Below are 23241 nucleotides of genomic sequence, written 5' to 3' on the forward strand. Positions count from 1 at the left end.
ATCAATACGTTATAGCGATAACCGACGAATCATCTCTTTTGCCAGTACGCGGTACGCCTGGCTGCCGCGTGAGAAGCGGGCATATTGCGTCACGGGTATTCCGTGGCTTGGCGCTTCAGCCACTTTGACGTTGCGCGGGATCGTCGTCTTGATCAGCGCATCGCCAAAGAAGTCTCGCAGCTGCTTGTCCACTTCCCGCGTTAGGCTGGTGCGCTTGTCGTACATGGTGCGCAGAATACCCGCAATCGCCAAATCAGGATTAACGCTTTGCTTAATCTGTTCAACAGTATCCAACAGCGCCGACAGTCCTTCCAGCGCGTAAAACTCGCACTGCAGCGGAATAAGCACGCTATCCGCTGCCGTCAGCGCATTAACGGTCAGCATATTGAGCGACGGTGGGCAGTCAATCAGCACCACATCGTACTTCTCAGCAACCGAGCCAAGCGCCGTGGTCAGGCAGCTTTCGCGCTTATCAAGATCCAGCAATTCGACTTCCGCAGCGGTCAAGTCACCGTTACCGGGGAGAACATCATAGTTGACCGGCAGGTCGCGCACGATGGTATCGGCGGCGGTGGCATCGCCGAGCAGTACATCCAGGACGCTTTTATCGAGTTCGTGTTTATCAATACCACTGCCCATGCTGGCGTGCCCTTGAGGATCAAGGTCCACCAGCAGTACTCGACGATCAAGAGCAGCAAGGCTAGCCGCCAGGTTAACGGCTGAGGTGGTCTTGCCCACGCCGCCTTTTTGATTGGTCAGGGCAATGATCTGGCTCACTTACTCAACTCCTTCCTGGGGTTCAGAATCAACGTTCAGAATCAATAGCTGTCGCTTGGCCGTATCGAAGGGCACGTTTAGCAGGTGACGTGTTTGCAGTCGAATACCGCTGGGCAGTTCACGCAACTCATCGTCAGCGCCAGGACCTTTCATGGCCAACCACTGTCCGTTCGCCGTGGGTAGTTCACGCGTTAGGGTGACAAAGTCCACCAGGCTTGCGAACGCGCGTGAAATTACCTGATCAAACGGCTGGTCACTAAACGTCTCCACCCGCGCCTGGCTTGCAGTCACGTTTTTTAGCCCAAGCTCCATGATAGCCTGGCGCTGAAAACGGACTTTTTTACCATTACTATCCAAAAGCGTAACGGACAGCGCCGGATCAAGGATGGCCAGCACGATACCCGGCAGACCTGGCCCCGCACCCACATCCAGCAATCTAGGGCCATGCACATAAGGCGCGACAGCCGCACTATCCAGTATGTGACGTGCCACCATATCATCAATATCGCGAACTGCCGTGAGGTTATAAGCCTTGTTCCACTTGTGCAATAGGGCGACAAACCCAAGCAACTGTTCACGCTGGCTTACCGTTACCGTTAAACCGAGCTGCGCTAATCCATTATCCAGTCGTGCAGCGACACTCACAGGCAAGCTACTCACCAATACAGTTAAACCGCTCATCCGTTAGCCACCTCGGGCGAGGCGATCAGACGACGCTTTTTAAGATGCACCAGCAAAATAGACACTGCGGCCGGTGTTACGCCTGAAATACGCGCCGCTTGGGCCAGTGTTTCAGGCCGTACGTTGGTCAGCTTCTGGCGAATCTCATTGGAGAGCCCTTCCACCCGCTGGTAATCCAGGTCGGCGGGAAGTGGCATCGCTTCATGGCGCTTAAGCTTATCAATTTCATACTGTTGACGTTCGATATAGCCTTCGTACTTCGACTGGATCTGTACCTGTTCGGCAACGGCTTCATCATTGATAACGCCGCTTTCCAGCCCCGGCAGTTCAGCAAGGTCCGCATAATTTAGCTCCGGGCGCTTGAGCAGATCGCTCAACCGATACTCGCGGGAGAGTGGTTTGCCGGTTTTTTCAGCAATTTTTGCCGCAGCCGGGCTGCTTGGCTGAATCCAAACACTGGCTAAACGCGCGGTCTCCAGCGCAATGGCTTCGCGCTTTTTACTAAATGCTTCCCAGCGCTGGTCATTCACCAAGCCTAACTCACGGCCTTTTTCAGTCAGTCGCAAGTCGGCGTTATCTTCACGCAGCAATAACCGGTATTCCGCCCTGGAGGTAAACATACGGTAAGGCTCTTTGGTGCCCATTGTGATCAGGTCGTCCACCAGCACGCCAAGATAGGCCTCATCACGACGTGGGTACCAGGCATCCTGCTGCATGGCACGCCGCGCGGCGTTGAGTCCGGCCAGCAGGCCTTGCGCCCCGGCTTCCTCGTAACCTGTTGTGCCATTGATCTGCCCGGCAAAAAACAGGTTGTGGATAAATTTGGTTTCCAGTGAGTGTTTTAAATCCCGCGGATCGAAGAAATCATACTCAATGGCATAGCCTGGCCGCGTGATATGCGCGTTCTCCAGCCCTTTAATCGAGCGCACTACCTGCAGTTGCACATCAAAGGGCAGCGAGGTCGAGATACCGTTGGGATATAGCTCATGGGTATCCAGGCCTTCCGGTTCAATAAAGACCTGATGGCTCGATTTATCGGCAAAGCGATGAACCTTGTCTTCAATTGATGGGCAGTAGCGCGGACCCACGCCTTCGATCACGCCGGAGTACATCGGTGAGCGATCAAGATTCGCCAGAATCAGCTCATGCGTGCGCTCATTGGTGTGCGCAATATGACAGCTGACTTGCTGAGGGTGCATATCCCGCGAACCAAGGTAGGACATGACCGGTGTTGGCGTATCGCCAGGCTGTTCTTCAAGCTGTGAGAAATCCACGCTTTTAGCATCAATGCGCGGTGGCGTGCCGGTTTTGAGCCGGTCAACCCGAAACGGCAGGGCACGCAGACGCTCAGCCAAGGCATTCGAGGGTGGATCACCTGCTCGACCGCCGCGACTTTGATCCAGGCCGATGTGAATCACACCACCTAAAAACGTACCCGTCGACAGCACAACGGACTCGGCATAAAAACGAATACCAGTCTCCGTTACAACGCCACGAACCGTCTCGTTATCCACAATCAGATCACCAGCTGCCTGCTGGAAAATCGTTAAATTTGGCTGGTTTTCCAACATGCCGCGGATCGCTGCTTTGTAGCGAACGCGGTCTGCTTGAGCACGTGTGGCACGTACTGCCGGCCCTTTTCGAGCGTTTAACACCCGGAACTGAATGCCGCCTAAATCCGTGGCAAGCCCCATCGCCCCGCCTAGCGCATCGATCTCTTTCACCAGATGGCTTTTGCCAATGCCGCCAATAGCGGGGTTGCACGACATCTGACCCAAGGTCTCGATGTTATGCGTGAGCAGTAGGGTCTGACAGCCCATACGAGCAGAGGCCAGTGCGGCTTCAGTTCCCGCATGGCCACCGCCGATGACAATCACGTCAAAGCGGTCGGGGTAATTCAAGAGACACCTCGTCTTGCGCCAATTGGCACGAATGATGTGGCCGTTTCGTCAGTTTCAGACGTGTCGGCGTAGTTAAACAAGCCCGCCAGTATAAACCCCCTGTGGGTAACCGTCAGGTTTTTCCACACCTCGTCTGCTCAGTTACTCTCTATTAATAACAATATATAAATAAAATAAGAGAAGTTCTGTTAATGCTGTAATTATTAGTGTGGACAGTTTCTGTGTATAACTCTATTAAGTTTATAAAATTCAAATGCTTAAAATGTTGACCTTTACGTGGTTAAGCAGCGTATTAGCTGCGTAGAAACGGTGTAGGCCCTGTGGATGGAACCGCTACTTACCCACAGCGCCATAAAAACACGGCTTATCCACCTACTCATACCGACGTTGTTACCGCAGCTGTGAACACATCTAAAAAGCATTGCATGTCCACCTTAAAGGCGCTCCTCATGGGCGCTGTGGCATGTTGTAGCGTTTTAAAATAAAAAAACTATCCACAGGGAAAAAAAATGGCCTGTCGCAAGGACAGGCCATAAAAAATGCGTTAAAGCGGGTATTTTTTGCCGGTATTCGTGCTTAAGGTGAGTGCTAAAGATTAGTGTTTAAGCACCCGGGCAAGAAACGATTGAGTGCGTTCATGCTGAGGCGAATCGAAGAGCTGTTGTGGCGCTCCTTGCTCAGCAATAACCCCTTTATGGATAAAAATCACGCGATCGGCTACTTCACGGGCAAAGCCCATTTCATGCGTGACAATCACCATGGTCATGCCCTCTTTCGCCAGCTCACGCATGGCGTCCAGCACTTCACCAATCATTTCGGGATCAAGCGCTGAGGTAGGCTCATCAAACAGCATAAGCCGAGGCTCCATGGCCAAGGCACGGGCGAGGGCAACACGCTGCTGTTGACCACCTGAGAGCTGACTGGGGTACTTATCGGCCTGGTCGGCAATTCCGACCCTATCCAGCAGGCGTTTTGCGGTTGCCACTGCATCGTCGCGGTTCCAGCCACGCACCTTCATGGGTGCCAGGGTGATGTTATCGATCACGCTAAGGTGGGGAAATAGATTGAACTGCTGAAACACCATACCGACTTCCGTACGGATGGTTTGTAGTGCCTTGCTGCTCTTGCCGTTAGGCGTTAGCGTATTGCCATCTACTTCCAGCATGCCCGACTGAAACTCTTCCAGCCCATTGATGCAGCGAATCAGCGTGGATTTACCTGACCCGCTTGCGCCAATAATGACGACGACTTCACCGGGGATAATTTCAAGGTCGATCTCATTGAGTACGTGCAGGTTGCCAAAATGTTTATTCAGCTTTTGCATACGCACAATGGAGGGCGTTGTGGGTGACACGGTATCGGTCATTGTACGTTTCCTTATCAGCCTGCGATGCCTCTACGCTCCAGCAGGCGCAGAAGAATAGAGAGGGTCCAGGTAATCGCTAAATACATCACCGCAACCATAAAGTAGACCTCCAGGGCGGTGAAGGTTGTCGCGATATAGATTTGCCCCTGGCGTACCAGCTCGCTGACCCCAATGACTGAAAATAGTGAGGTATCTTTAATGCTGATAATGGCCTGATTGCCAAGCGGAGGAATCATACGACGCAGCGCCTGGGGCCAAATCACATAGCGAAAGGCCTGAGCGCGCGAAAGCCCTAACGAGAGGGATGCTTCACGCTGGCCGCGCTCAATGGACTGCACGCCGCCTCGCACGATTTCAGAAATATACGCACCCGAGTTAACCGCAATAGCGGCAATGCCTGCGACCAGCGCATTGATAGGACTGCCCAGTAGCTGGGGCAGGCCGTAGAAAATAAACAGTACCTGCACGAGGATAGGCGTACCACGAAACACTTCTATGTAGCAGAGGGCCACCCAGCGTAGCCAGCGGATCGGACTAATACGCAGCAGGCCAAAGAAAATACCAATAAAAAAGCCGATTGCTAGACCGCCAAATGAAATTAGCAGCGTCCAGGGAATACCCGGTAGCAGGTAAGGGATCGACGCAAACGCGGCTGCCCAGTCGAAATGAAAGTCGAAATCCACGTCTTATCTCCAAAAAAACACGCGACGTATAACGTCACAGGGCCGGGAGGGTAGCCGCCCGGCCCTGTGATAAATTAGCTGTTAACTCTATAGCGCCGCTGGGTTACTCGCTGGTGGCTTCACCGAACCATTTTTTGTAGATTTCGTCGTAAGTGCCGTCTTCACGCATGGCGGCCAGGGCTTCATTGGTGGGTTCTACCCATTCGCTGCCCTTATGGAACACAATGCCATACTGCTGGCCTTCATAAAGCGGTCCCACCACTTTGGTACGTCCTTCGCCGCGGGTTTGGGAGAAGTAAGCAACATTAGGGGCGTCATACAGCACGGCGTCTACGTTGCGGCCCAGCAGAGCCATGTACATGTCGGCGGTGCCTGGATAGGGCGTGATGTCAGCGCCTTCACCCAGCTCTTGCTGGAGGAAGTCGTAGCTTGTCGAGCCGATCTTGGTACCGATGGTCAGGCCCTGGAGGTCTTCCAATGAAGAGATGTCTTCGTTGTTGGCACGAACGATAATCTGTAGACCGGAATCGTAGTAGGGGTCAGAGAAGTCAACGACCTGCGCACGCTCTTCGGTGATGGTCGTGCCTGCGATGGCAATTTCCTGACTGCCGGTTTGCACGGCGGGAATAATGCCCGAAAATTCCATGGTGGTGAGATTGACCTCAAAACCGGCACGCTCGGCAACGGCATTGATAATATCCATATCGAAACCGATCATCTCGCCGGTTTCTGAATCCATCATTTCAAAAGGAACAAAGCTTGGGTCGGTTGCGACATTAACAGAAGGCGTTTGGGCCATGGCGACAGAGGCGCCGCTTAAACCCAGAGCGATGGAGGAAGCGATAGCAGTTGTCGTTAGTATGGTTTTCATTGGTTTCCCCATGTTTTATAGCGCTGAAGCGGTGAAAAGAAGAGACGACGTTCTCTTCACACCGCGTTAGAGCAATTGTTGACCTTTTAACCTTGGCGAGAAACCACCAAGGCGTCAAGTCATGGGTACCAACGCTTTGCTAGCGTTATAAGCGCCTACACCATAAAAGAGGCGCCGCAGCCGCAGGTGGTGGTGGCATTGGGGTTTTGAATGCGAAAGCGTGCGCCAGCGAGGCCTTCTTCGTAATCCACCGTCGAGCCAACCAGATACTGGTAGGAGAGAGGGTCGACCACCAGGGTCGCCGTGCCAAATTCAATGAGCGTATCGTCTTCGGCGACCGTATCGGCAAAATCGAAGCCGTACTGAAAACCTGAACAGCCACCGCCGGTGACATAGACGCGCAGTTTTAGCGCAGGGTTATTTTCTTCATCCATTAGGGCACGGATACGTTTACGTGCGCTATCGGACAGCATTAAAGGGGTTGGAACAAAAGCTTCTGCACCGCTCATGGGTACCTCCCGCGAGCTTTAAGAACGAATAATCAGCATTGGAAGATGATTATGGATAATTCCCAGCAAAAGGGTCAACTATTGCCGGGATTTTGTACGTGGCTTATGGCATCAAGGCAGGAGCGGTCAAGCCCATGCTCTCCTCGAACCCAAACATCAGATTGAGGTTTTGAATGGCTTGGCCCGAGGCGCCTTTCACCAGGTTATCAATGACCGATAACACGACGACGGTGTTGCTATTTTCCGGACGATGCACGGCCAGACGGCAGGTGTTGATGCCTTTAACGCTGCGCGTTTCAGGATGGCTACCCGCAGGCATCACATCAACAAAGGGTTCGCTTGCATAACGTTTTTCAAACAGCGCCTGAAGGTCATCCACTGAGGTGGTGAGCTGACTATAGAGCGTGGCGTGAATGCCCCGTATCATCGGTGTTAAATGAGGAACGAAGGTCAGCCCCACCGGGTGCGCCTGCATATCACCAAGGCCCTGGCGGATTTCGGGCAAATGACGATGCCCTGAGGCGCCGTAAGCTTTGAAAGATTCACTGGCTTCTGCCAGTAGTGAAGGCACCTTGGCCCCTCGGCCTGCCCCCGTCACACCTGACTTGCAGTCAGCAATCAGCTGTTGAGGATCAACCAGCCCGGCTTCCAGCAGCGGCAGGTAGCCTAGCTGCACAGAGGTTGGATAGCAGCCTGGCACGGCCACCAGGCGCGCCGTTTTGATTTTTTCGCGGTGCATCTCGGGCAGGCCATAGACCGCTTCTTCAAGTAGCGAAGGCGCACCGTGAGGTTGGCCGTACCACTGGCTCCATACCTTGACATCACGCAGGCGGAAGTCAGCCGACAGGTCGATAATGCGGGTGCCTTTGTCCAAAAGCTCGCCAGCCAAAGCGTGGGCAACACCGTGGGGAGTGGCGAAAAATACCGCATCCATATCGCCTAACTGCTTTGCATCGGGTTCACTGAACGTCAATGTGTCGTAGTGGCCGCGCAGATTGGGATACATATCGCATACCTTGACGCCGGCTTCCGAGCGCGAGGTAATGGCTTCAACGCTGACATGGGGGTGCTGGGCGAGTAACCGCAGTAGCTCAACGCCGGTATAACCGGTACCGCCGACAATTCCGACCTTAATCACAAACGACTCCTTACACGTTGCACATTCGAGACAGGGTAATAATTAACAGCCTAAACAGATTGGCGCAGGCTGTCGAAGCGTATCGGGCTATGATACACAAGAGAACTACACTACATGCGTAAAGGAAGGTCGTCGTGGCGCGTTTTTCCCGATCAGATTTCACCCTCGAGGGGTTTCGACGCCAGTTGGCCCATGTTGATGCGCTGCCTCAGCTGTGCGTATTGGGGTTAGTGTCGGGGATCATTACGGGGGCGGCGATGGTCGCCTTCCGGCTACTGCTCGAAGCGGGGGCGGTGTTTTATATGCCGGATGGAAACCCGGAAGGATTTGAAGGACTGCCTCCGTGGCTGCGCTCACTGCTGCCTATTATTGCCGTTAGCGTGCTGGGGCTGCTGCTTTATCGGCAAAAAGCCGCTGCCCAAAAGATGGGAGTAGGGCACGTTATTGAGCGCCTCTCTTATCACCAGGGCCGCTTCCCAATGCGAAACTGGCTGAATCAATGGTGGGTGGGGGTGGTGTCGGTTCTTGGTGGGCTCTCTGCTGGGAGGGAAGGCCCGGCTATTCATTTAGGCGCTGCCGCGTCAAGCGGGTTGGGAGTCAAGCTTCGGTTACCCAATAACAGCCTGCGCGTTTTGGTTGCCTGTGGGACGGCGGCGGGGATTTCTGCGTCGTTCAATACACCGGTTGCCGGGGTTATCTTCGCCATGGAAGTCGTCATGATGGAGTATACCCTGATGAGCTTTATGCCGGTGATTTTAGCCTCTACGATGGCGGCGCTCATTGCGCAGATGGTGTATGGCAATGAGCCGGCTTTTCGTATCCCCGAGGTCGTGCTGGGCTCGCTCATGAATTTACCGTGGGTCATCGTACTCGGCTTTGTGGTCGGGCTATTGGCGGGGCTATTTATTCATATTTCACGTAACAAACGCATGCAGGCATGGCCGTTGTGGCTTCGTTTGGCTTGTGTGGGGGTGGCGACCGGGGTGGTGGCATGGTGGTTTCCGCAGGTTCAGGGAATTGGCTACGATAGTGTGGCGGCGGCGCTTAATAATCAATTGGACATTAACGTGTTGCTGGCGCTGATGATTGCCAAGCTTTTGATTACCGCCCTGACCGTATCAGGTAGCGTACCCATCGGGATTATTGGCCCCACGCTGGTGATTGGTGCTGCGACAGGCGCGCTGGGCGGTATTTTGGGTGGCTGGCTATGGCCTGATAAAGCGTCAGACCCAGGCATTTACGCCATGTTAGGCATGGCGGCCATGATGGGGGCGGTGCTGCAAGCGCCGCTTGCGGCGTTAATGGCGCTGTTGGAGCTTACTCATACGCCGCATGTCATGTTGCCGGGTATGTTGGTGGTGGTGGTTGCCTGCCTGACGTCTCGCCAGCTTACCGGCTGCGAAGGATTTTTTATTAGTTCCGTACGTTATGGGCTGCACCCGCTTCAACAGCCGTTAATGCAGGCGCTTTCCCGCGTGTCGGTGCCTGCGGTGATGGAGCGAAGCCTGGTACGTACTGAGCGCAAGGTGACGTTTGAGCAGGCACGTAAACTACTGGAAACCAATCCTGTCTGGCTGATTATTGAGCGTTCAAATGAAGAAAAATCGGTACTGGCGTTAAAAGCGTCGGCGCTGGCGCGGTGGCTTTTGGAGCACGATGAAGCGCTTGATGGCGATGCTCCTCCCGATAATGAATCCGTCGATTTACTGGAAATTCCGGGCCAGCGCCTGGAACTTGCGCCGATTGGCCTACAGGCCACCCTGTCAGAGGCGTTTGTAAAGCTTCAAGACGATGCCTTGGGCGCGCTTTATGTAGTGCACGGTTATCGGCCAAAGCGGCAGCGAATTTCAGGTATCATCACCCGTGGTGCCATTGAACGTTATTATTACTATTCTGACCCCAATACCGACGCTGACCCAAATACCCGTACTGACCCGAAAGCGAATGATTCGCCCGTATAAGGAGAGACAATGTATCTATGGTTGAAGGCCCTGCATTTAATGACCATGGTGACCTGGTTTGCCGCCCTGTTTTATTTGCCGCGGCTGTATGTGTATCACGCCATGGCACGAGATAAAGGCGACGATCAAGCTATCGCCTATTTCAAAACCATGGAGCGTAAGCTTTATCGCGGCATCATGACGCCTTCCATGATACTGGTGCTTATCTTTGGCGGGGCGATGCTGTATCTGGTGCCCGGCTGGTTCAGCCAAGGCTGGATGCACGTTAAACTCACCTTTGTGGTACTGCTGATCGCCTATCATCACGTCTGTCTGATTTATTTAAAACAGTTTGCCCAGGATCGCTGCACGAAAAGCCACACGTTCTTTCGCTGGTTCAACGAAGCGCCGGTGATTGCGCTAGTGGCGATTATTCTACTTGCCGTTGTGAAACCTTTTTGATGCGCCAACCTCTTTCACCGGTTGTTTTAGTACTGGCGGGCCATGACCCGACGGGCGGAGCGGGTTTAGTGGCAGATAGCGAAGCCATTGCCGCCTGTGGCGGTTGGGCAGTGACGATTCCCACCGCGTTAACGGTGCAAAACTGCCATAACGTGAGCCATGTCGTTCCGGCCGACCCCGCGTTGATGCGCCAAATGGCAGAGGCGCTTAGCGGGATGCAGGTTGCTGCGATCAAGCTGGGCCTGTTGGCAGATGAAGCAACGCTAAGAGCAGCCGAGCAGATTATTCGCCGTTTCCCAGGCATCCCGGTTGTGGCCGACCCAGTACTTAAAGCCGGTGGCGGTACTGAGTTATCCACACCCCAATTGCAACGCCTCTATGCGGCTCGCCTGCTACCGCTTGTGGATATCTTAACGCCCAACCGTTATGAGCTTAAGCAGCTCACTCCAGAGATTGACGGCCCCCTGGATGATACGGCGCGCGCCGTCGCACTTTTATCCCAGGGTTGCCAGGCTATTTTAGTAACCGCGACCGATGAGCCTGTTCCAGGTAACGAGCAGCAGGTTGTTAATACACTGCACTCGCCGGATACCACGCGCCAATGGCAGTGGCCACGTCTGCCGGAACGGTTTCACGGTTCAGGCTGCACCTTGGCATCTGCCATTGCGGCACGCCTTGCCGCCGGTGAGCGTTTGCCGACGGCCTGTGAACAGGCCCAGCACTTTACCTGGGAGAGTCTGTCTCATGGGTATCAGCCGCCTAGCGGGCAGTGTTTACCTAATCGCTTGCCACGGCCGGTTCGCTTTTGATTTTATTCGCGCTACGCCATTGATATTGAGGACGCCATGACCACATCTGCTGAACTGTTTGAGCTTGCTAGCCGCCATATTCCAGGTGGCGTAAATTCGCCGGTACGTGCGTTTAAAGGCCTGCACCGTCCGCCGGTATTTATGGAGCGCGCCCAGGGCGCTTATCTGTTTGATGTGGAAGGCAACCGCTACGTGGACTATGTAGGTTCCTGGGGCCCGATGATTACCGGTCATGCGGACCAGGATGTGTTGGCAGCGGTACGTGCTCGTTTGGACAACGGTCTCTCGTTTGGTACCCCGACCGCGGTGGAAACCACCATGGCAGACCTGATCTGCGAAATGATCCCCACCATGGAAATGGTGCGCATGACCAGTTCTGGTACGGAAGCCACCATGTCGGCGATCCGCTTGGCACGCGGCACCACCGGGCGCGACAAGATCGTTAAGTTTGAAGGTAACTATCACGGCCATTCAGATTCGTTGCTGGTAAAAGCGGGCTCTGGCGCGCTCACCCATGGCGAACCCAGCTCGCCAGGTGTTCCCGCGTCTCTTGCCGAGCACACCATTACGCTCTCCTATAACGATATTGAAGGTGTTGAAGAATGCTTTGCTGAAATCGGTGACCAGATTGCCTGCATTATTGTTGAACCTGTTGCAGGTAACATGAACTGTATTCCTCCCCAGCCGGGCTTTTTGGAAACGCTGCGCCGGGTGTGTAACGAGCATGAAAGCATTCTGATTTTCGATGAAGTCATGACCGGATTCCGCGTTGCGCTGGGCGGGGCTCAGGTGCATTACGGCATTACGCCTGATTTAACGTGCTTGGGTAAGATTGTTGGTGGTGGTATGCCAGTCGGTGCGTTTGGCGGTAAGCGCGAGATTATGCAAAATATCTCCCCCATGGGGCCGATTTACCAGGCAGGTACGCTGTCGGGTAACCCCTTGGCGATGGCGGCAGGTATTGCGTTATTAACCAAGCTCCAGGTCCCCGGCTTTCATGACGCGCTTTCTCAGCGGGTTGAAACACTTTGCAGTGGCCTGAAAGAGCGTGCTAATGCAGCCGGTGTCTCCATGATGACACAGTCAGCGGGGGGCATGTTTGGGCTGTTTTTCACCTCTCAACGCCGTGTGGATAACTTTGCCCAGGCAACCGCGTGTGACCCCGAGGCGTTCCGCCGCTTCTTTGGCGCGATGCTGGATCACGGCGTTTATCTGGCCCCTTCGGCGTTTGAAGCAGGCTTTATGTCGAGCGCTCATACGCCTGAGGATATCCAATTTACGCTGGATGCTGCAGAAAAAGCCTTCTCAATAATGTAGTCAGGCAACCTGTCTGCTATATCCATGCCGGGAGAAATACAATGGTCACGGTAAATACCCTTGTTCTAGCAAGCGGCAATGCGGGAAAGCTTAACGAGTTCAATCAACTGCTGGCCCCATTGGGGTTGGATGTTCGCCCACAGGCAGATTTTGGCGTACATGATGTCGAAGAAACGGGGTTAACCTTTGTTGAAAATGCCCTTTTAAAAGCGCGTGAGGCGAGCCGAGTTAGCGGCTTACCGGCGCTTGCTGATGACTCCGGCCTTGAGGTCGATGCGCTTTCAGGGGCGCCGGGGATTTACTCCGCACGCTACGCTGGTGAGCCGAAAAGCGATCAGCGTAACAATGAAAAACTATTGGCAGCGCTTAATGACTGTGCAGAAGGTCAGCGCACCGGGCGCTACTGGTGCGTGCTGGTGTATTTGCGCCATCCTGCTGATCCGGTACCGGTTATTGTTCAGCACAGCTGGGAAGGGGAGTTACTTGCTCATCCACGCGGAGAGGGTGGCTTTGGCTATGACCCGCTGTTCTGGCTACCCGACCAGGGAATGAGCGTGGCGGAATTACCCAGTGACTTAAAAAATCGCCTAAGCCACCGTGGGCGGGCGCTTCAAGGGTTGGTTGATATACTTAAGGTGGCACATGGCTAAGCCATTACCTCCGTTATCGCTCTATATTCATACGCCCTGGTGCGTACGCAAGTGCCCTTATTGTGACTTCAACTCTCATGAACCTAATGGTGATTTACCCGAAGCAGCTTATTTAAAAGCACTACTTCATGATCTGGATGGCGATCTGGCGTTAGCTGCTGAGCGTCAGATTCAGACCATCTTTATTGGCGGTGGTACGCCAAGCCTGATGTCACCCGCGTTCTTTGAACGGTTGTTTAATGGAATACGCCGACGCTTGCCTTTCGCGCCCAATATAGAAATCACCATGGAGGCGAACCCTGGCACCACCGAGCAGGCACGCTTTACGGGCTACCGCGAGGCGGGCATCAATCGTCTCTCGTTGGGTATTCAAAGCTTTCAGCCCGCTCAGTTGAAGGCCTTGGGGCGTATTCACGGCGGTGAAGAGGCTATTACTGCGGTAGGCCAGGCGCGTGCGGCGGGGTTTGATAATATTAATATCGACCTGATGCATGGCTTGCCTGGCCAGACGCCCTCCCTGGCGCTTGATGATATTGACCAGGCGCTTGCGCTGTCACCGGATCATCTCTCCTGGTATCAGCTAACCCTTGAGCCGAATACCGCGTTTCATTCACAGCCACCTGTTCTGCCTGAAGAGGAGGCGCTTTGGGATATTCAGGAGCTTGGCCATCAGCGATTGGAGCAGGCGGGCTTTGAACGCTACGAAATTTCAGCCTATGCAAAACCTGGTAAGCAGAGCCGGCATAATCTCAACTATTGGCAGTTTGGCGACTATCTGGGCATTGGCGCCGGGGCACACGGCAAACTGACGACGATTGACCCGCAAGGGCAGTGGCATATTGAACGGCGCTGGAAAACGCGCCAGCCCGATGCTTACTTACGGCGTGATAATGACCCACGCGGTTTCCTGGCGGGCAAGCAGCCTATCGCGGCGGACGAGTTGCCACTTGAGTTTTCCATGAATGCGCTTCGCTTAACCGAAGGGGTTGCCATGCAGGCCTGGTCGGCGCATACCGGCCAGCCGCAGGAAGCACTTTTAGCGCGTTTACACACCGCCGCCAAAAAAGGACTTTTGATGGAAATGCCCGAAAAGCTGCGTGCATCGCCTCAAGGTCTATTATTCTTGAATGAGTTGCTGGCCTTTATCAGCGACGAATAATTCAAGCGCAAAAATATACAAGGAGTGAGTGATGCGTATTTCTCGACTACTGACCCCGTTGGCTGCTGCGATCTTAGTGGCGGGCTGTGCCACCTCTGACCCTTATGGTGGCCAGACACAACGTTCATCGGCCGGCATGGGAACAGGGATTGGCGCGGCGGTAGGCGCTGCTGCGGGTGCACTTTCGGGTAGCGGAAGTACCAGCCGTCGTGACCGTGCCTTGATTGGTGCTGCCGTGGGCGCTGCTGCGGGTGCCGGTATTGGCGCTTATATGGACCGTCAGGAACAGCAGCTTCGCCAGAACCTGGAGGGCTCGCGCATTGAAATCGACCGTCGCGGCGACGACATCGTACTGAATATGCCCAGCAGCGTGACGTTCGGGTTTGACTCCTCAGATCTAACCGGCGATGCGCGCAGTGCGCTTAATGAAGTGGCTAACGTGCTCAAGCAGTATACCGATACGCGGGTTAATATTGCCGGCTTCACCGACAGCACCGGGGATGCCAGCTACAACCAGCGTCTCTCAGAGCGCCGAGCTCAGTCAGTGGGCAACTACTTAAGTCAAAACGGGGTATCCTCCTCGCGTCTTAACACCATGGGATACGGCGCTAACCAGCCGGTTGCCAGCAACGATACCGAGCAGGGCCGGGCGCAAAACCGCCGGGTTGAAATCACCCTGACGCCAATCGGTAACGGCCAGGGTTAAGTAAGACATAACTCCCCCGCGCATTACCGTTTAAAGCCCGCTATGATCCCATAGCGGGCTTTTTTCGTTCACTTATCTGCGAGTTACCATGCTGTCTTATCAACACGCCTATCACGCCGGTAATTTTGCCGATGTACACAAACACTTGACGCTCTACACCGTCGTTGATTATTTATTACGTAAAAAAACACCTGTTACATATATAGATACGCATGCGGGAAGAGGGCTATATCCGTTAGCCACCAAAGAGACGCAGCGGCTTCAGGAGTACCGTGAGGGCATTTGGCCGCTATGGCACGAACGCGAGGTACTCACCGACCCGTTACTCTGTGATTGGTTAAATGCTGTCACCAGCGTTCAGCCCAGTACTCGTGCGTTAACGCACTATCCCGGCTCCCCGTGGTGGCTAAGCCAATCATTGCGCGAGCACGATAAGCTGCGCCTTTTTGAGCTTCATCCGGGTGAGCATGAGCACTTGAACACGCAGTCGCTTCCTCCTCAGGCAAAACGTATTTATGGCGATGGTTTAGCGGGTTTAACGGCCATGCTGCCGGTGTCTACCCCGCGGCTCTGTGTACTGATTGACCCTAGTTTTGAGCGTAAAGCGGAGTACCAGGAAGTGGTTGATACGGCAATATACACGCTTGAAAAGGCGCGCCACGCCATACTACTGATTTGGTACCCCCTGCTACCCGCCGGGCATCATCACGCGTTATTGGACGGGCTAAAGGCAAGCGGTATTCGCAAAATATGGCGCAGCGAGCTTTTGCTGCGTGCGCCGGGTGAGCAAACGCACGGTATGTACGGTAGCGGTATGTTGGTCGTTAACCCGCCCTGGGGGCTTGATGAGCGCTTGAAGACCGCAATGGCAGAGGTAACCCACCGCCTTGGAAGTGAAAGCCGCTTTGATACGCAGTGGTGGGTCGAGGAGTAGCTGCCGCTAGATCACCTCTAGAGACGTTTTGACACGCTCCAGCACCACCATTGTTCTGAACCATTTAACGTTGGGGTTATGGTGAAACAGCGTGTCGCTTAGCTCTTGAAACCGACGCATGCTGGGCACCAGTAGTACCAACATGAAGTCTGCCTCGCCGGTCACGTAGTAACACTGCTGAATTTCAGGCCCGGAAAATTGGGCCTTGAGGAGCTCTAGATCTGCGGTGTGGGTTTTATCTGCTTGTACTTCCACCAAAAGAGTAATGACTAGGCCCAGCTTGTCTGGGTCAAGCACGGCTACGTTTGCCTGGATAAACCCATTGCTTTTCAACTTCTGTATGCGCCGCTGTACAGAAGCCGTTGACAGATGAACGGTTTCAGCCAGCTCGCGAAGCGGCGTCTGGCAATCCTTCTGCAGAAGCTCAAGCAGGTTTTGATCAAAGTTATCCAGTATCATTTGTGCTGCCAGGTGAGAAATTTTATCGCTGACGGTAGGTAATACAAGCGCCTTTATCAAGCATACCGCAATAAAATAACGCTACATTTTCTGACTAGAAGTCATTTATGCGCACGGATCACCACACCACACTGGGCGTCACGTTGAATGTGATTGCCTCGGCGCTGTTTGCGTTACTCTTTGCCTATACGTCTTTGCTCTCGGCAATGGGAGGAGAAGAGATTTACGGCTGGCGTGTCTTGCTAACTTTTCCCTGCCTTAGTGTATTTGTTCTGTGGCGAGGCTACGGAGCGCAGCTAGTGACTATCGGGTGTCGACTACTGGCCGAACCTTACTTCTGGGTTTCACGGCTAGTATCAGCATTTTTGTTGGGCTTTCAGCTGTGGCTGTTTATGTGGGCGCCAGGCAACGGCCATGGGTTAGCGGTCTCACTGGGCTATTTTATAATGCCGATGACCATGGTGATTATTGGCCAAATCGCTTTCCGAGATCGCCTGTCGCGCCTTCAGAAAATGGCTTGCCTGTTTGCAGTAGTGGGTATCATCAATCAACTGGCTATAGCGCAAACGCTGGCCTGGCCGACCCTGGCGGTGTGCCTGGGCTATCCGGCTTATTTCTGGCTGCGGCGTAAAACGGATACCAACCATATTGGCGGGCTCTGGTTCGATATGCTGCTCAGCTTGCCGGTCAGCCTTTACTTTATTCTTGATGGCGGCCACATGATGAAAGCGCTCAATGCCGATACGATCGGACTCGTCATGGGGTTGGGGGCGCTTAGCACCCTTGCCTTGGGGTTTCAGGCACTCTCTGCCCCGCTGCTCAATTTGAGCTTGTTTGGCTTGCTGGTTTACGTTGAACCCGTGCTGCTACTGGGCGTCTCGTTACTGCTCGGTGAGTCAATCAGCGTTGAAGAGTGGCTAACGTATATCGCCATCTGGTTGGCCGTTTTGGTACTTGTGTTGGAAGGTGTGCGGGGGTTGCAGCGCCGCCCCCGCCGATCCAAAAAGTGAGCGTATTACTTGCCGATGCAGAAACTGCCAAAAATCTCGCCCAGCAAGTCATCGGCGCTAAACTCGCCGGTAATTTCACTCAGCGCTTGCTGCGCGTCGCGCAGGTCTTCGGCCAGCAGTTCTCCAGCGCCGTAGCCATCCAATTGGGCACGGCCGGTATCAAGCGCTGCCATTGCCCGGTCGAGGGCATCCAGGTGACGCCGACGTGCGGAGAAGCGTCCTTCGGTGGTCGCCGCAAAGCCCATCACGGTTTTCAAATGGTTTTTTAGGTTATCCACACCCGCACCGGTTTTGGCCGAAAGGCGAAGCGTGGGCGTGGCTGTGGATAAATCAATTCCAGCCTGCTCAGCGCTGGTATCGATTTTGTTACGTACCAACGTTAAACGGCTTTGATCGGGAAGGCGGGCAACAAACTCGGGCCAGATCATCATGGGGTCGGTCGCCTCGGTGGTAGAGGCGTCCACCAACAGCAGTACCCGGTCGGCTTTCTCAATCTCGGCCCAGGCGCGGGCGACACCGATTTTTTCAACGGCGTCCGGGGTATCACGCAAGCCCGCTGTATCAATAATGTGCAGCGGCATGCCATCAATATGGATGTGCTCACGCAGCACGTCCCGCGTGGTGCCTGCAATATCGGTCACAATGGCGGTCTCTTGTTCGGTCAACGCGTTAAGCAGGCTGGACTTACCCGCATTGGGGCGACCGGCAATGACCACGTTCATGCCTTCGCGTAACAGCGCCCCTTGGCCGGCGGCTTTGCGCACGTCGCTGAGTGCTTGCTGAACACTTTCCAAACGCTGGGCGACATGACCATCCGCCAGGAAGTCGATCTCCTCTTCAGGGAAGTCGATGGCGGCTTCTACATAGACACGCAGCTCGATAAGCCGCTCAACCAGATGGGAGACGCGGGTAGAAAACTCGCCCTGCAGTGAGCGCACGGCATTTTCCGCCGCTGAACGCGAGGTGGCATCAATCAAGTCGGCAATCGCTTCGGCTTGGGCAAGGTCGAGCTTGTCATTGAGAAAGGCCCGCTCGGAGAACTCACCAGGCCGCGCCAACCGCGCGCCCAAGGCCACACAACGCTCAAGCAGCATGTCCATGATAATGGGGCCACCGTGCCCCTGTAGCTCCAGCACATCTTCGCCAGTAAAGGAGTGAGGGCCGTTGAACAGCAGGGCGATGCCTTCGTCAATAATGCTATCAGCGCCCTTAAAGGGGCCGTGATAGGCATGCCGAGGCGCCGGGCAGTGGCCGAGTATGGACGCTGCAATATCGCGACAGGCAGGCCCTGAGACGCGAATAATCCCTACGCCGCCACGCCCAGGCGGTGTCGCCAGAGCAGTAATCGTATCCTGGGTATAAAGTCGTTCAGCCATGGCGCGCCTCATTAATGGATGCGTACATTGTGAATTTGTCGTCTCTAAAACGCCAGACCCCCGCACGAGGGCGGGGGTCTGGGAGCGTGGTTAACAAGGATTACTTGGTTCGCATTCCTTTACCCACACTGGGGTCTTTTTCGATACTACGCGTAATAAAGTACTGTTGCGCGACCGAAATGATGTTGTTGGTTACCCAGTAGATGACCAGACCCGCCGGGAACCACAGGAAGAAGAAGGTGAAGATAATCGGCAGCATCTTCATGATCTTCGCCTGCATGGGGTCCGGAGGTGTCGGGTTCAGCAGCTGCTGAACATACATGGATATACCCATCAGTATTGGCAGGATGAAGTAAGGATCCTTCACCGATAGATCGTGAATCCAGAAGATAAACGGCGCATGGCGCAGCTCTACCGACTCCAGCAACATCCAGTAAAGCGCGATAAACACCGGCATCTGTATGACGATGGGTAAGCAGCCACCTAAAGGATTGATCTTCTCCTTTTGGTAGAATTTCATCATCTCTTGAGACATTTTCTGACGATCATCGCCATAGGTCTCTTTAAGACGCTGCATTTCCGGGCCCAGTTTCCGCATGCGTGCCATTGACTTATAAGCCTTGGCAGACAGCGGGAAGAGCACCAGCTTAACCACAACCGTCAGCAGAACAATTGACCAGCCCCAGTTGCCCACGATGTCGTGGATCTTATCCAGCAACCAGAACAGCGGGTTGGCAATAAACCATAACCAGCCATAGTCAACGGTCAGGCGCAGGTTGGGTGCCACTTGCTCAAGGTGATCCTGAACCTTGGGGCCCATGTAGAGCGTGGCGCCCAGTGTCGCTTCACCTTCCGCCGCAATGTTGCTGGTGGGGCCTGCAAACGCCACCACGTTACGGTCACTTGAGTCAGTGGTGACGTAGTAAAGGTTTTGCTGGTCTTGGGGCGGTGCCCAGGCAGAAACAAAGTAGTGCTGGATAAGCGCAATCCAGCCGCCCTGGGCTTCACGATTTTCAAAGTTACGGTTTTGAATGTCTTCAAAATCGATCTTTTCATAACGTTCGTCTGGCGTTGAGTACGCTGCGCCAATATAGGAGTTCATACCCATGGCAACGCCGCTTGACGGGTCAGGGCTGTTATCACGCGCTAATTGGCCAATAAAACGAGCACTTACCGGCGCATCGGTATTATTGGCAATATAGTAATCAACATTGACCGCGTAATTCCCACGTTCGAACGTAAGACGCTTGATAATATCAACGCCGTTAACGTCTGCCCGTAAATCAACGACCAGCTGGTCATCATCATCTGCCAGACGATAGGCATTGCTTTCCGGAGTAAATTCAATACGACTTGCTTGCCCGTCCAGCTGTAGGCCGGAACGTGCAACATAGCTACGCGTTGAATTATCCGAGAGCAACACATAGTTGCGTTCAGTATCCAGCGTCATTTTATGCTGAGGTAACGCAGCATAAATAATGTCGCCGCCGTGCGGGTCAATGCGCACGTCGAGAACATCGGTAGCCACCGCAATAAAGTCACGGCTAGATGTTTCGCTTTCAGTATTGCTTGCCAGCCCATCGTCTACCGCACTGTTGGGTGCCGACGTTGACGGAACCGTCAGGTCGTTACTGCTTTCAGCATTGGCTGAGGGGGCGTCACTACTGCTTTGCGTAATTTCAGGCGTCGAGTCGTAATCTGTCGGCCCATAATCCTGATTCCACTGGATCACCAGTAGATAGGCAAGTACTGCCATTGGAATCAGTAAGAGAAGTCGTTTTACGTCCATGAGGGTTCTGCCCGCTGGGTGATGAACATGCTAATGGCGCAGTGTCATTTACTCGACCCATGACACACGAAAGCCTGCCAAGCGGCAGGCCGAGGTCGAGCGGCGAGGTGTGTCGTCAAGTGTCACGTGTTACGCCATCAAGCGGTGGTGCAATTGATACCGTTTGCGCGTCACGCTGAAGGCGTTTCCACATACCATGCAACTGCCGACTAAGCGTTTCATTGTCGATATCCTGCACACCGCGCTTGGCTAATATCACAATATCCATGGAGGGAAGGTGATCCTGGCGAAGCCTGGCGGACTCTCGGACTAGACGCTTAAAGCGGTTGCGATCTACAGCGCGCTTTGCATTTTTCTTGCTGACGATTAGTCCAATGCGAGGATGCCCTCGGGTAGTCATGCGCGCTAACGCCATCATACCTTTGCCATGAACTTTAAGGTCAGCTTGTTCAAACACGTGACTAAAATCCCCAGCGTTTAAAAGACGCAAACGCCGGGGAAAGCCTTGAGGCGGCACACGCAATCCGAGATCAGGCGCTCAGACGCTTGCGGCCTTTCGCACGGCGGCGAGAGATAACGGCACGGCCGTTTTTGGTTGCCATGCGAGCACGGAAGCCATGCATGCGCTTGCGTTTGAGAACGCTGGGTTGAAAAGTGCGTTTCATAACTCGTAATTCCCACGTGGTTTAGGACGGATGTGAATCCAAAAGACCCGGCCCAGTGAGGAAACTAGCCGGGGAGTTTCAATTCAAGACCGGAAATTGTAGAGGCTTCCCGCGCCGGGTGCAATTTTTCCTTGCATAAAAACCAACAAAAAGGCAGTGGGCATGGGGCCTGCCGGCTTTTTTACGCGAAAATCAAAACAACTACTATTACTAATAAGGTTTTTAAATCTTGTTGTTATTAATAGTGGGGATACTATTTGTGGATAAGTGAATAATGGATAGGTTAATCAATATGATAAAATCATAAAAACAATGTGCATAAGTGTCGTATAAGCGGTCTATAAACTGTTGTTTTGGTGTGCGTAGAGATGTGGAAAAACGCTAAAAACGGATCTGTCCCCACTCCATCAGCGGGTTGTCCCACGTGCTTACGATAAGTTGTCCACAGGCATAATTGTTAGCCAAACCCGTGTGGATAACCAAGCTTTAGAGCGCTACAATGGTCGGCCGTTTTCAACTGATGGTGAGATGAGTGTCACTCGCGCTTTGGCAACAGTGCCTGGACTACCTGCAGGACGAATTGAATTCTCAGCAATTCAATACCTGGATACGTCCCTTGCAGGCAGAAGAAGGAGAGTCCAATGAGTTGCGCTTACTGGCGCCTAATCGCTTTGTGCGCGATTGGGTGAGTGACAAGTATGCCAAGCGAATCAGTGAGCTGATCCGCGAGCTTGCGCCGTCTAAACCACCCAAAGTAAGCCTGACCGTAGGTAGCCGTCGTCCAGTAGCGGCAGTCCCCCAGCCGCGTGATTTGGGTAATCCTGTTTCCGCTTCAACCTCGGCGCCTTCAGTGCATACGCCCCCGCGCGGTGATGTTGCCGATGAGCGTGAAATTGATCAGCTGCGTGAGCGTGAAGAAACGCCGCGCCGGCGGACTAACGAGCGTCAGGTCCAGGTCGAAGGTAGTCTTAAGCACGGCAGTGGGCTGAACCCCAATTTTACGTTTGATACTTTCGTGGAAGGTAAATCCAACCAACTGGCGCGTGCGGCGTCTCGGCAGGTTTCAGAAAATCCGGGTGGTGCCTATAACCCACTATTTCTATACGGTGGGGTAGGTCTGGGTAAAACGCACTTGATGCACGCCGTAGGCAATGCGCTGGCTGGCCGCCGGGAAAATGCCCGGGTGGTGTATCTGCATTCTGAGCGTTTTGTTGCCGATATGGTCAAGGCACTTCAGCTTAATGCGATCAACGACTTCAAACGCTTTTATCGCAGTGTTGATGCGTTACTCATTGATGATATTCAATTTTTTGCTGGCAAGGAGCGCTCCCAAGAGGAGTTTTTCCATACCTTTAATGCGCTTTTGGAAGGCGGCCAGCAAATGATTCTCACCTCTGATCGTTATCCAAAGGAGATCAGTGGTGTTGAGGAGCGCCTGAAATCGCGCTTTGGATGGGGCTTGACGGTGGCTATTGAGCCGCCCGAACTTGAAACCCGCGTAGCCATCTTGATGAAAAAAGCCGACCAGGCCAAAGTTGATTTACCTCATGATGCGGCCTTCTTTATTGCTCAAAAAATTCGCTCGAACGTACGTGAATTGGAAGGAGCACTGAAAAAAGTGATTGCTGACTCACACTTTATGGGTAAGCCGATTACCCAGGACTTTATTCGTGAGTCGCTAAAAGATTTACTCGCGCTACAAGATAAGCAGGTGGGTGTAGATAATATCCAGCGCACAGTCGCCGAGTATTACAAAATCAAGGTGGCAGATTTATTATCCAAGCGACGCTCGCGCTCAGTCGCTCGCCCCCGGCAGGTGGCCATGGCGCTAGCCAAGGAATTGACCAATCATAGTTTGCCGGAAATTGGCGATGCGTTTGGTGGCCGTGATCATACAACGGTACTTCACGCTTGCCGCAAGGTGAAAGCCTTGCAAGAGGAGAGCGCGGATATTCGCGAAGATTACAAAAATCTGTTGCGCCTTTTAACCAGCTAAATCATCCATGGGATTGGCCTGCCGTCTGCAGGTTTTCAGGATA

General features: G+C 53.8%; 23 protein-coding genes. 10 read left to right on the plus strand and 13 right to left on the minus strand.

Translation table 11 applies throughout. The features are described 5' to 3' along the window. Positions 1–9: 9 nt before the first annotated feature. The 8 genes from FKN99_RS15575 to argC all read right to left on the minus strand — a co-directional run bounded on the left by FKN99_RS15575 (position 10) and on the right by argC (position 7926). On the minus strand, positions 10–777 hold the full coding sequence (locus FKN99_RS15575) for a ParA family protein (protein WP_172118725.1): 768 nt from the start codon (positions 775–777) through the stop codon (positions 10–12). Continuing rightward, the gene (gene rsmG / locus FKN99_RS15580) at positions 778–1458 is read right to left on the minus strand and encodes a 16S rRNA (guanine(527)-N(7))-methyltransferase RsmG (protein ID WP_172118726.1); all 681 of its coding nucleotides are present in this window, start codon (positions 1456–1458) and stop codon (positions 778–780) included. Beyond that, entirely contained in the window at positions 1455–3359 is a 1905-nt protein-coding gene (gene mnmG, locus FKN99_RS15585) for a tRNA uridine-5-carboxymethylaminomethyl(34) synthesis enzyme MnmG (RefSeq protein ID WP_172118727.1), read from the minus strand. Before mnmG ends, rsmG begins: the two co-directional genes overlap by 4 nt. A gap of 595 nt (positions 3360–3954) precedes the next feature. Continuing rightward, a complete protein-coding gene (locus FKN99_RS15590; protein WP_172118728.1) occupies positions 3955–4725 on the minus strand; it encodes an amino acid ABC transporter ATP-binding protein in 771 nt (256 codons plus the stop codon). 14 nt (positions 4726–4739) lie between these two features. Further along, positions 4740–5408 (minus strand): amino acid ABC transporter permease, encoded by a 669-nt coding sequence (locus FKN99_RS15595; RefSeq protein WP_172118729.1) that lies wholly within the window; start codon positions 5406–5408, stop codon positions 4740–4742. A 103-nt stretch (positions 5409–5511) separates the two neighbouring features. Next, complete coding sequence (locus tag FKN99_RS15600; protein WP_172118730.1) at positions 5512–6279, minus strand: transporter substrate-binding domain-containing protein; 768 nt, start codon at positions 6277–6279, stop codon at positions 5512–5514. A gap of 155 nt (positions 6280–6434) precedes the next feature. Further along, the gene (erpA, locus tag FKN99_RS15605) at positions 6435–6788 is read right to left on the minus strand and encodes an iron-sulfur cluster insertion protein ErpA (protein WP_172118731.1); all 354 of its coding nucleotides are present in this window, start codon (positions 6786–6788) and stop codon (positions 6435–6437) included. 103 nt (positions 6789–6891) lie between these two features. Next, positions 6892–7926 carry an N-acetyl-gamma-glutamyl-phosphate reductase gene (argC, locus tag FKN99_RS15610; protein WP_172118732.1) on the minus strand — a complete coding sequence of 345 codons (1035 nt, stop codon included), beginning with the start codon at positions 7924–7926 and terminating at the stop codon, positions 6892–6894. A gap of 134 nt (positions 7927–8060) precedes the next feature. On the opposite strand from argC, the gene FKN99_RS15615 reads away from it, so the two are divergent. The 8 genes from FKN99_RS15615 to FKN99_RS15650 all read left to right on the plus strand — a co-directional run bounded on the left by FKN99_RS15615 (position 8061) and on the right by FKN99_RS15650 (position 15903). Next, on the plus strand, positions 8061–9887 hold the full coding sequence (locus FKN99_RS15615) for a chloride channel protein (protein WP_172118733.1): 1827 nt from the start codon (positions 8061–8063) through the stop codon (positions 9885–9887). Positions 9888–9896: 9 nt separating this feature from the next. Next, complete coding sequence (hemJ, locus tag FKN99_RS15620; protein ID WP_087107012.1) at positions 9897–10328, plus strand: protoporphyrinogen oxidase HemJ; 432 nt, start codon at positions 9897–9899, stop codon at positions 10326–10328. After that, entirely contained in the window at positions 10328–11137 is an 810-nt protein-coding gene (gene thiD / locus FKN99_RS15625) for a bifunctional hydroxymethylpyrimidine kinase/phosphomethylpyrimidine kinase (protein WP_172118734.1), read from the plus strand. The genes hemJ and thiD overlap by 1 nt, the downstream gene beginning before the upstream one ends. A gap of 36 nt (positions 11138–11173) precedes the next feature. Beyond that, positions 11174–12454 carry a glutamate-1-semialdehyde 2,1-aminomutase gene (gene hemL / locus FKN99_RS15630; protein WP_172118735.1) on the plus strand — a complete coding sequence of 427 codons (1281 nt, stop codon included), beginning with the start codon at positions 11174–11176 and terminating at the stop codon, positions 12452–12454. Between the two features lie 41 nt (positions 12455–12495). Next, entirely contained in the window at positions 12496–13104 is a 609-nt protein-coding gene (gene rdgB, locus FKN99_RS15635) for an RdgB/HAM1 family non-canonical purine NTP pyrophosphatase (RefSeq protein WP_172118736.1), read from the plus strand. Next, a complete protein-coding gene (gene hemW, locus FKN99_RS15640; protein ID WP_172118737.1) occupies positions 13097–14263 on the plus strand; it encodes a radical SAM family heme chaperone HemW in 1167 nt (388 codons plus the stop codon). Before rdgB ends, hemW begins: the two co-directional genes overlap by 8 nt. Before the next feature lie 31 nt (positions 14264–14294). Next, positions 14295–14969: an OmpA family protein gene (locus FKN99_RS15645; protein WP_172118738.1), complete on the plus strand. Its 675-nt coding sequence runs from the start codon at positions 14295–14297 to the stop codon at positions 14967–14969. An 88-nt stretch (positions 14970–15057) separates the two neighbouring features. Beyond that, positions 15058–15903 (plus strand): 23S rRNA (adenine(2030)-N(6))-methyltransferase RlmJ, encoded by an 846-nt coding sequence (locus tag FKN99_RS15650; RefSeq protein ID WP_172118739.1) that lies wholly within the window; start codon positions 15058–15060, stop codon positions 15901–15903. 6 nt (positions 15904–15909) lie between these two features. On the opposite strand, the gene FKN99_RS15655 is transcribed toward FKN99_RS15650, so the two are convergent. Then, on the minus strand, positions 15910–16362 hold the full coding sequence (locus FKN99_RS15655; protein ID WP_172118740.1) for an Lrp/AsnC family transcriptional regulator: 453 nt from the start codon (positions 16360–16362) through the stop codon (positions 15910–15912). A gap of 107 nt (positions 16363–16469) precedes the next feature. Here FKN99_RS15655 and rarD point away from each other — a divergent pair, with 107 nt between their 5' ends. After that, on the plus strand, positions 16470–17372 hold the full coding sequence (gene rarD, locus FKN99_RS15660; protein WP_172118741.1) for an EamA family transporter RarD: 903 nt from the start codon (positions 16470–16472) through the stop codon (positions 17370–17372). Between the two features lie 5 nt (positions 17373–17377). On the opposite strand, the gene mnmE is transcribed toward rarD, so the two are convergent. The 4 genes from mnmE to rpmH form a co-directional block, all read right to left on the minus strand. After that, a complete protein-coding gene (gene mnmE / locus FKN99_RS15665; protein WP_172118742.1) occupies positions 17378–18748 on the minus strand; it encodes a tRNA uridine-5-carboxymethylaminomethyl(34) synthesis GTPase MnmE in 1371 nt (456 codons plus the stop codon). 100 nt (positions 18749–18848) lie between these two features. Then, positions 18849–20537, minus strand: a complete 1689-nt coding sequence (gene yidC / locus FKN99_RS15670; RefSeq protein WP_172118743.1) for a membrane protein insertase YidC — start codon at positions 20535–20537, stop codon at positions 18849–18851. 115 nt (positions 20538–20652) lie between these two features. Beyond that, positions 20653–21054, minus strand: a complete 402-nt coding sequence (gene rnpA / locus FKN99_RS15675; protein WP_172118744.1) for a ribonuclease P protein component — start codon at positions 21052–21054, stop codon at positions 20653–20655. A 13-nt stretch (positions 21055–21067) separates the two neighbouring features. Continuing rightward, positions 21068–21202, minus strand: a complete 135-nt coding sequence (rpmH, locus tag FKN99_RS15680; RefSeq protein WP_172118745.1) for a 50S ribosomal protein L34 — start codon at positions 21200–21202, stop codon at positions 21068–21070. Positions 21203–21734: 532 nt separating this feature from the next. On the opposite strand from rpmH, the gene dnaA reads away from it, so the two are divergent. Next, a complete protein-coding gene (gene dnaA / locus FKN99_RS15685; protein ID WP_172118746.1) occupies positions 21735–23198 on the plus strand; it encodes a chromosomal replication initiator protein DnaA in 1464 nt (487 codons plus the stop codon). The last annotated feature ends 43 nt before the right edge of the window (positions 23199–23241 follow it).

This window comes from Halomonas hibernica (genome assembly GCF_013183775.1).
Taxonomy (GTDB): Bacteria; Pseudomonadota; Gammaproteobacteria; order Pseudomonadales; family Halomonadaceae; genus Vreelandella; species Vreelandella citrativorans.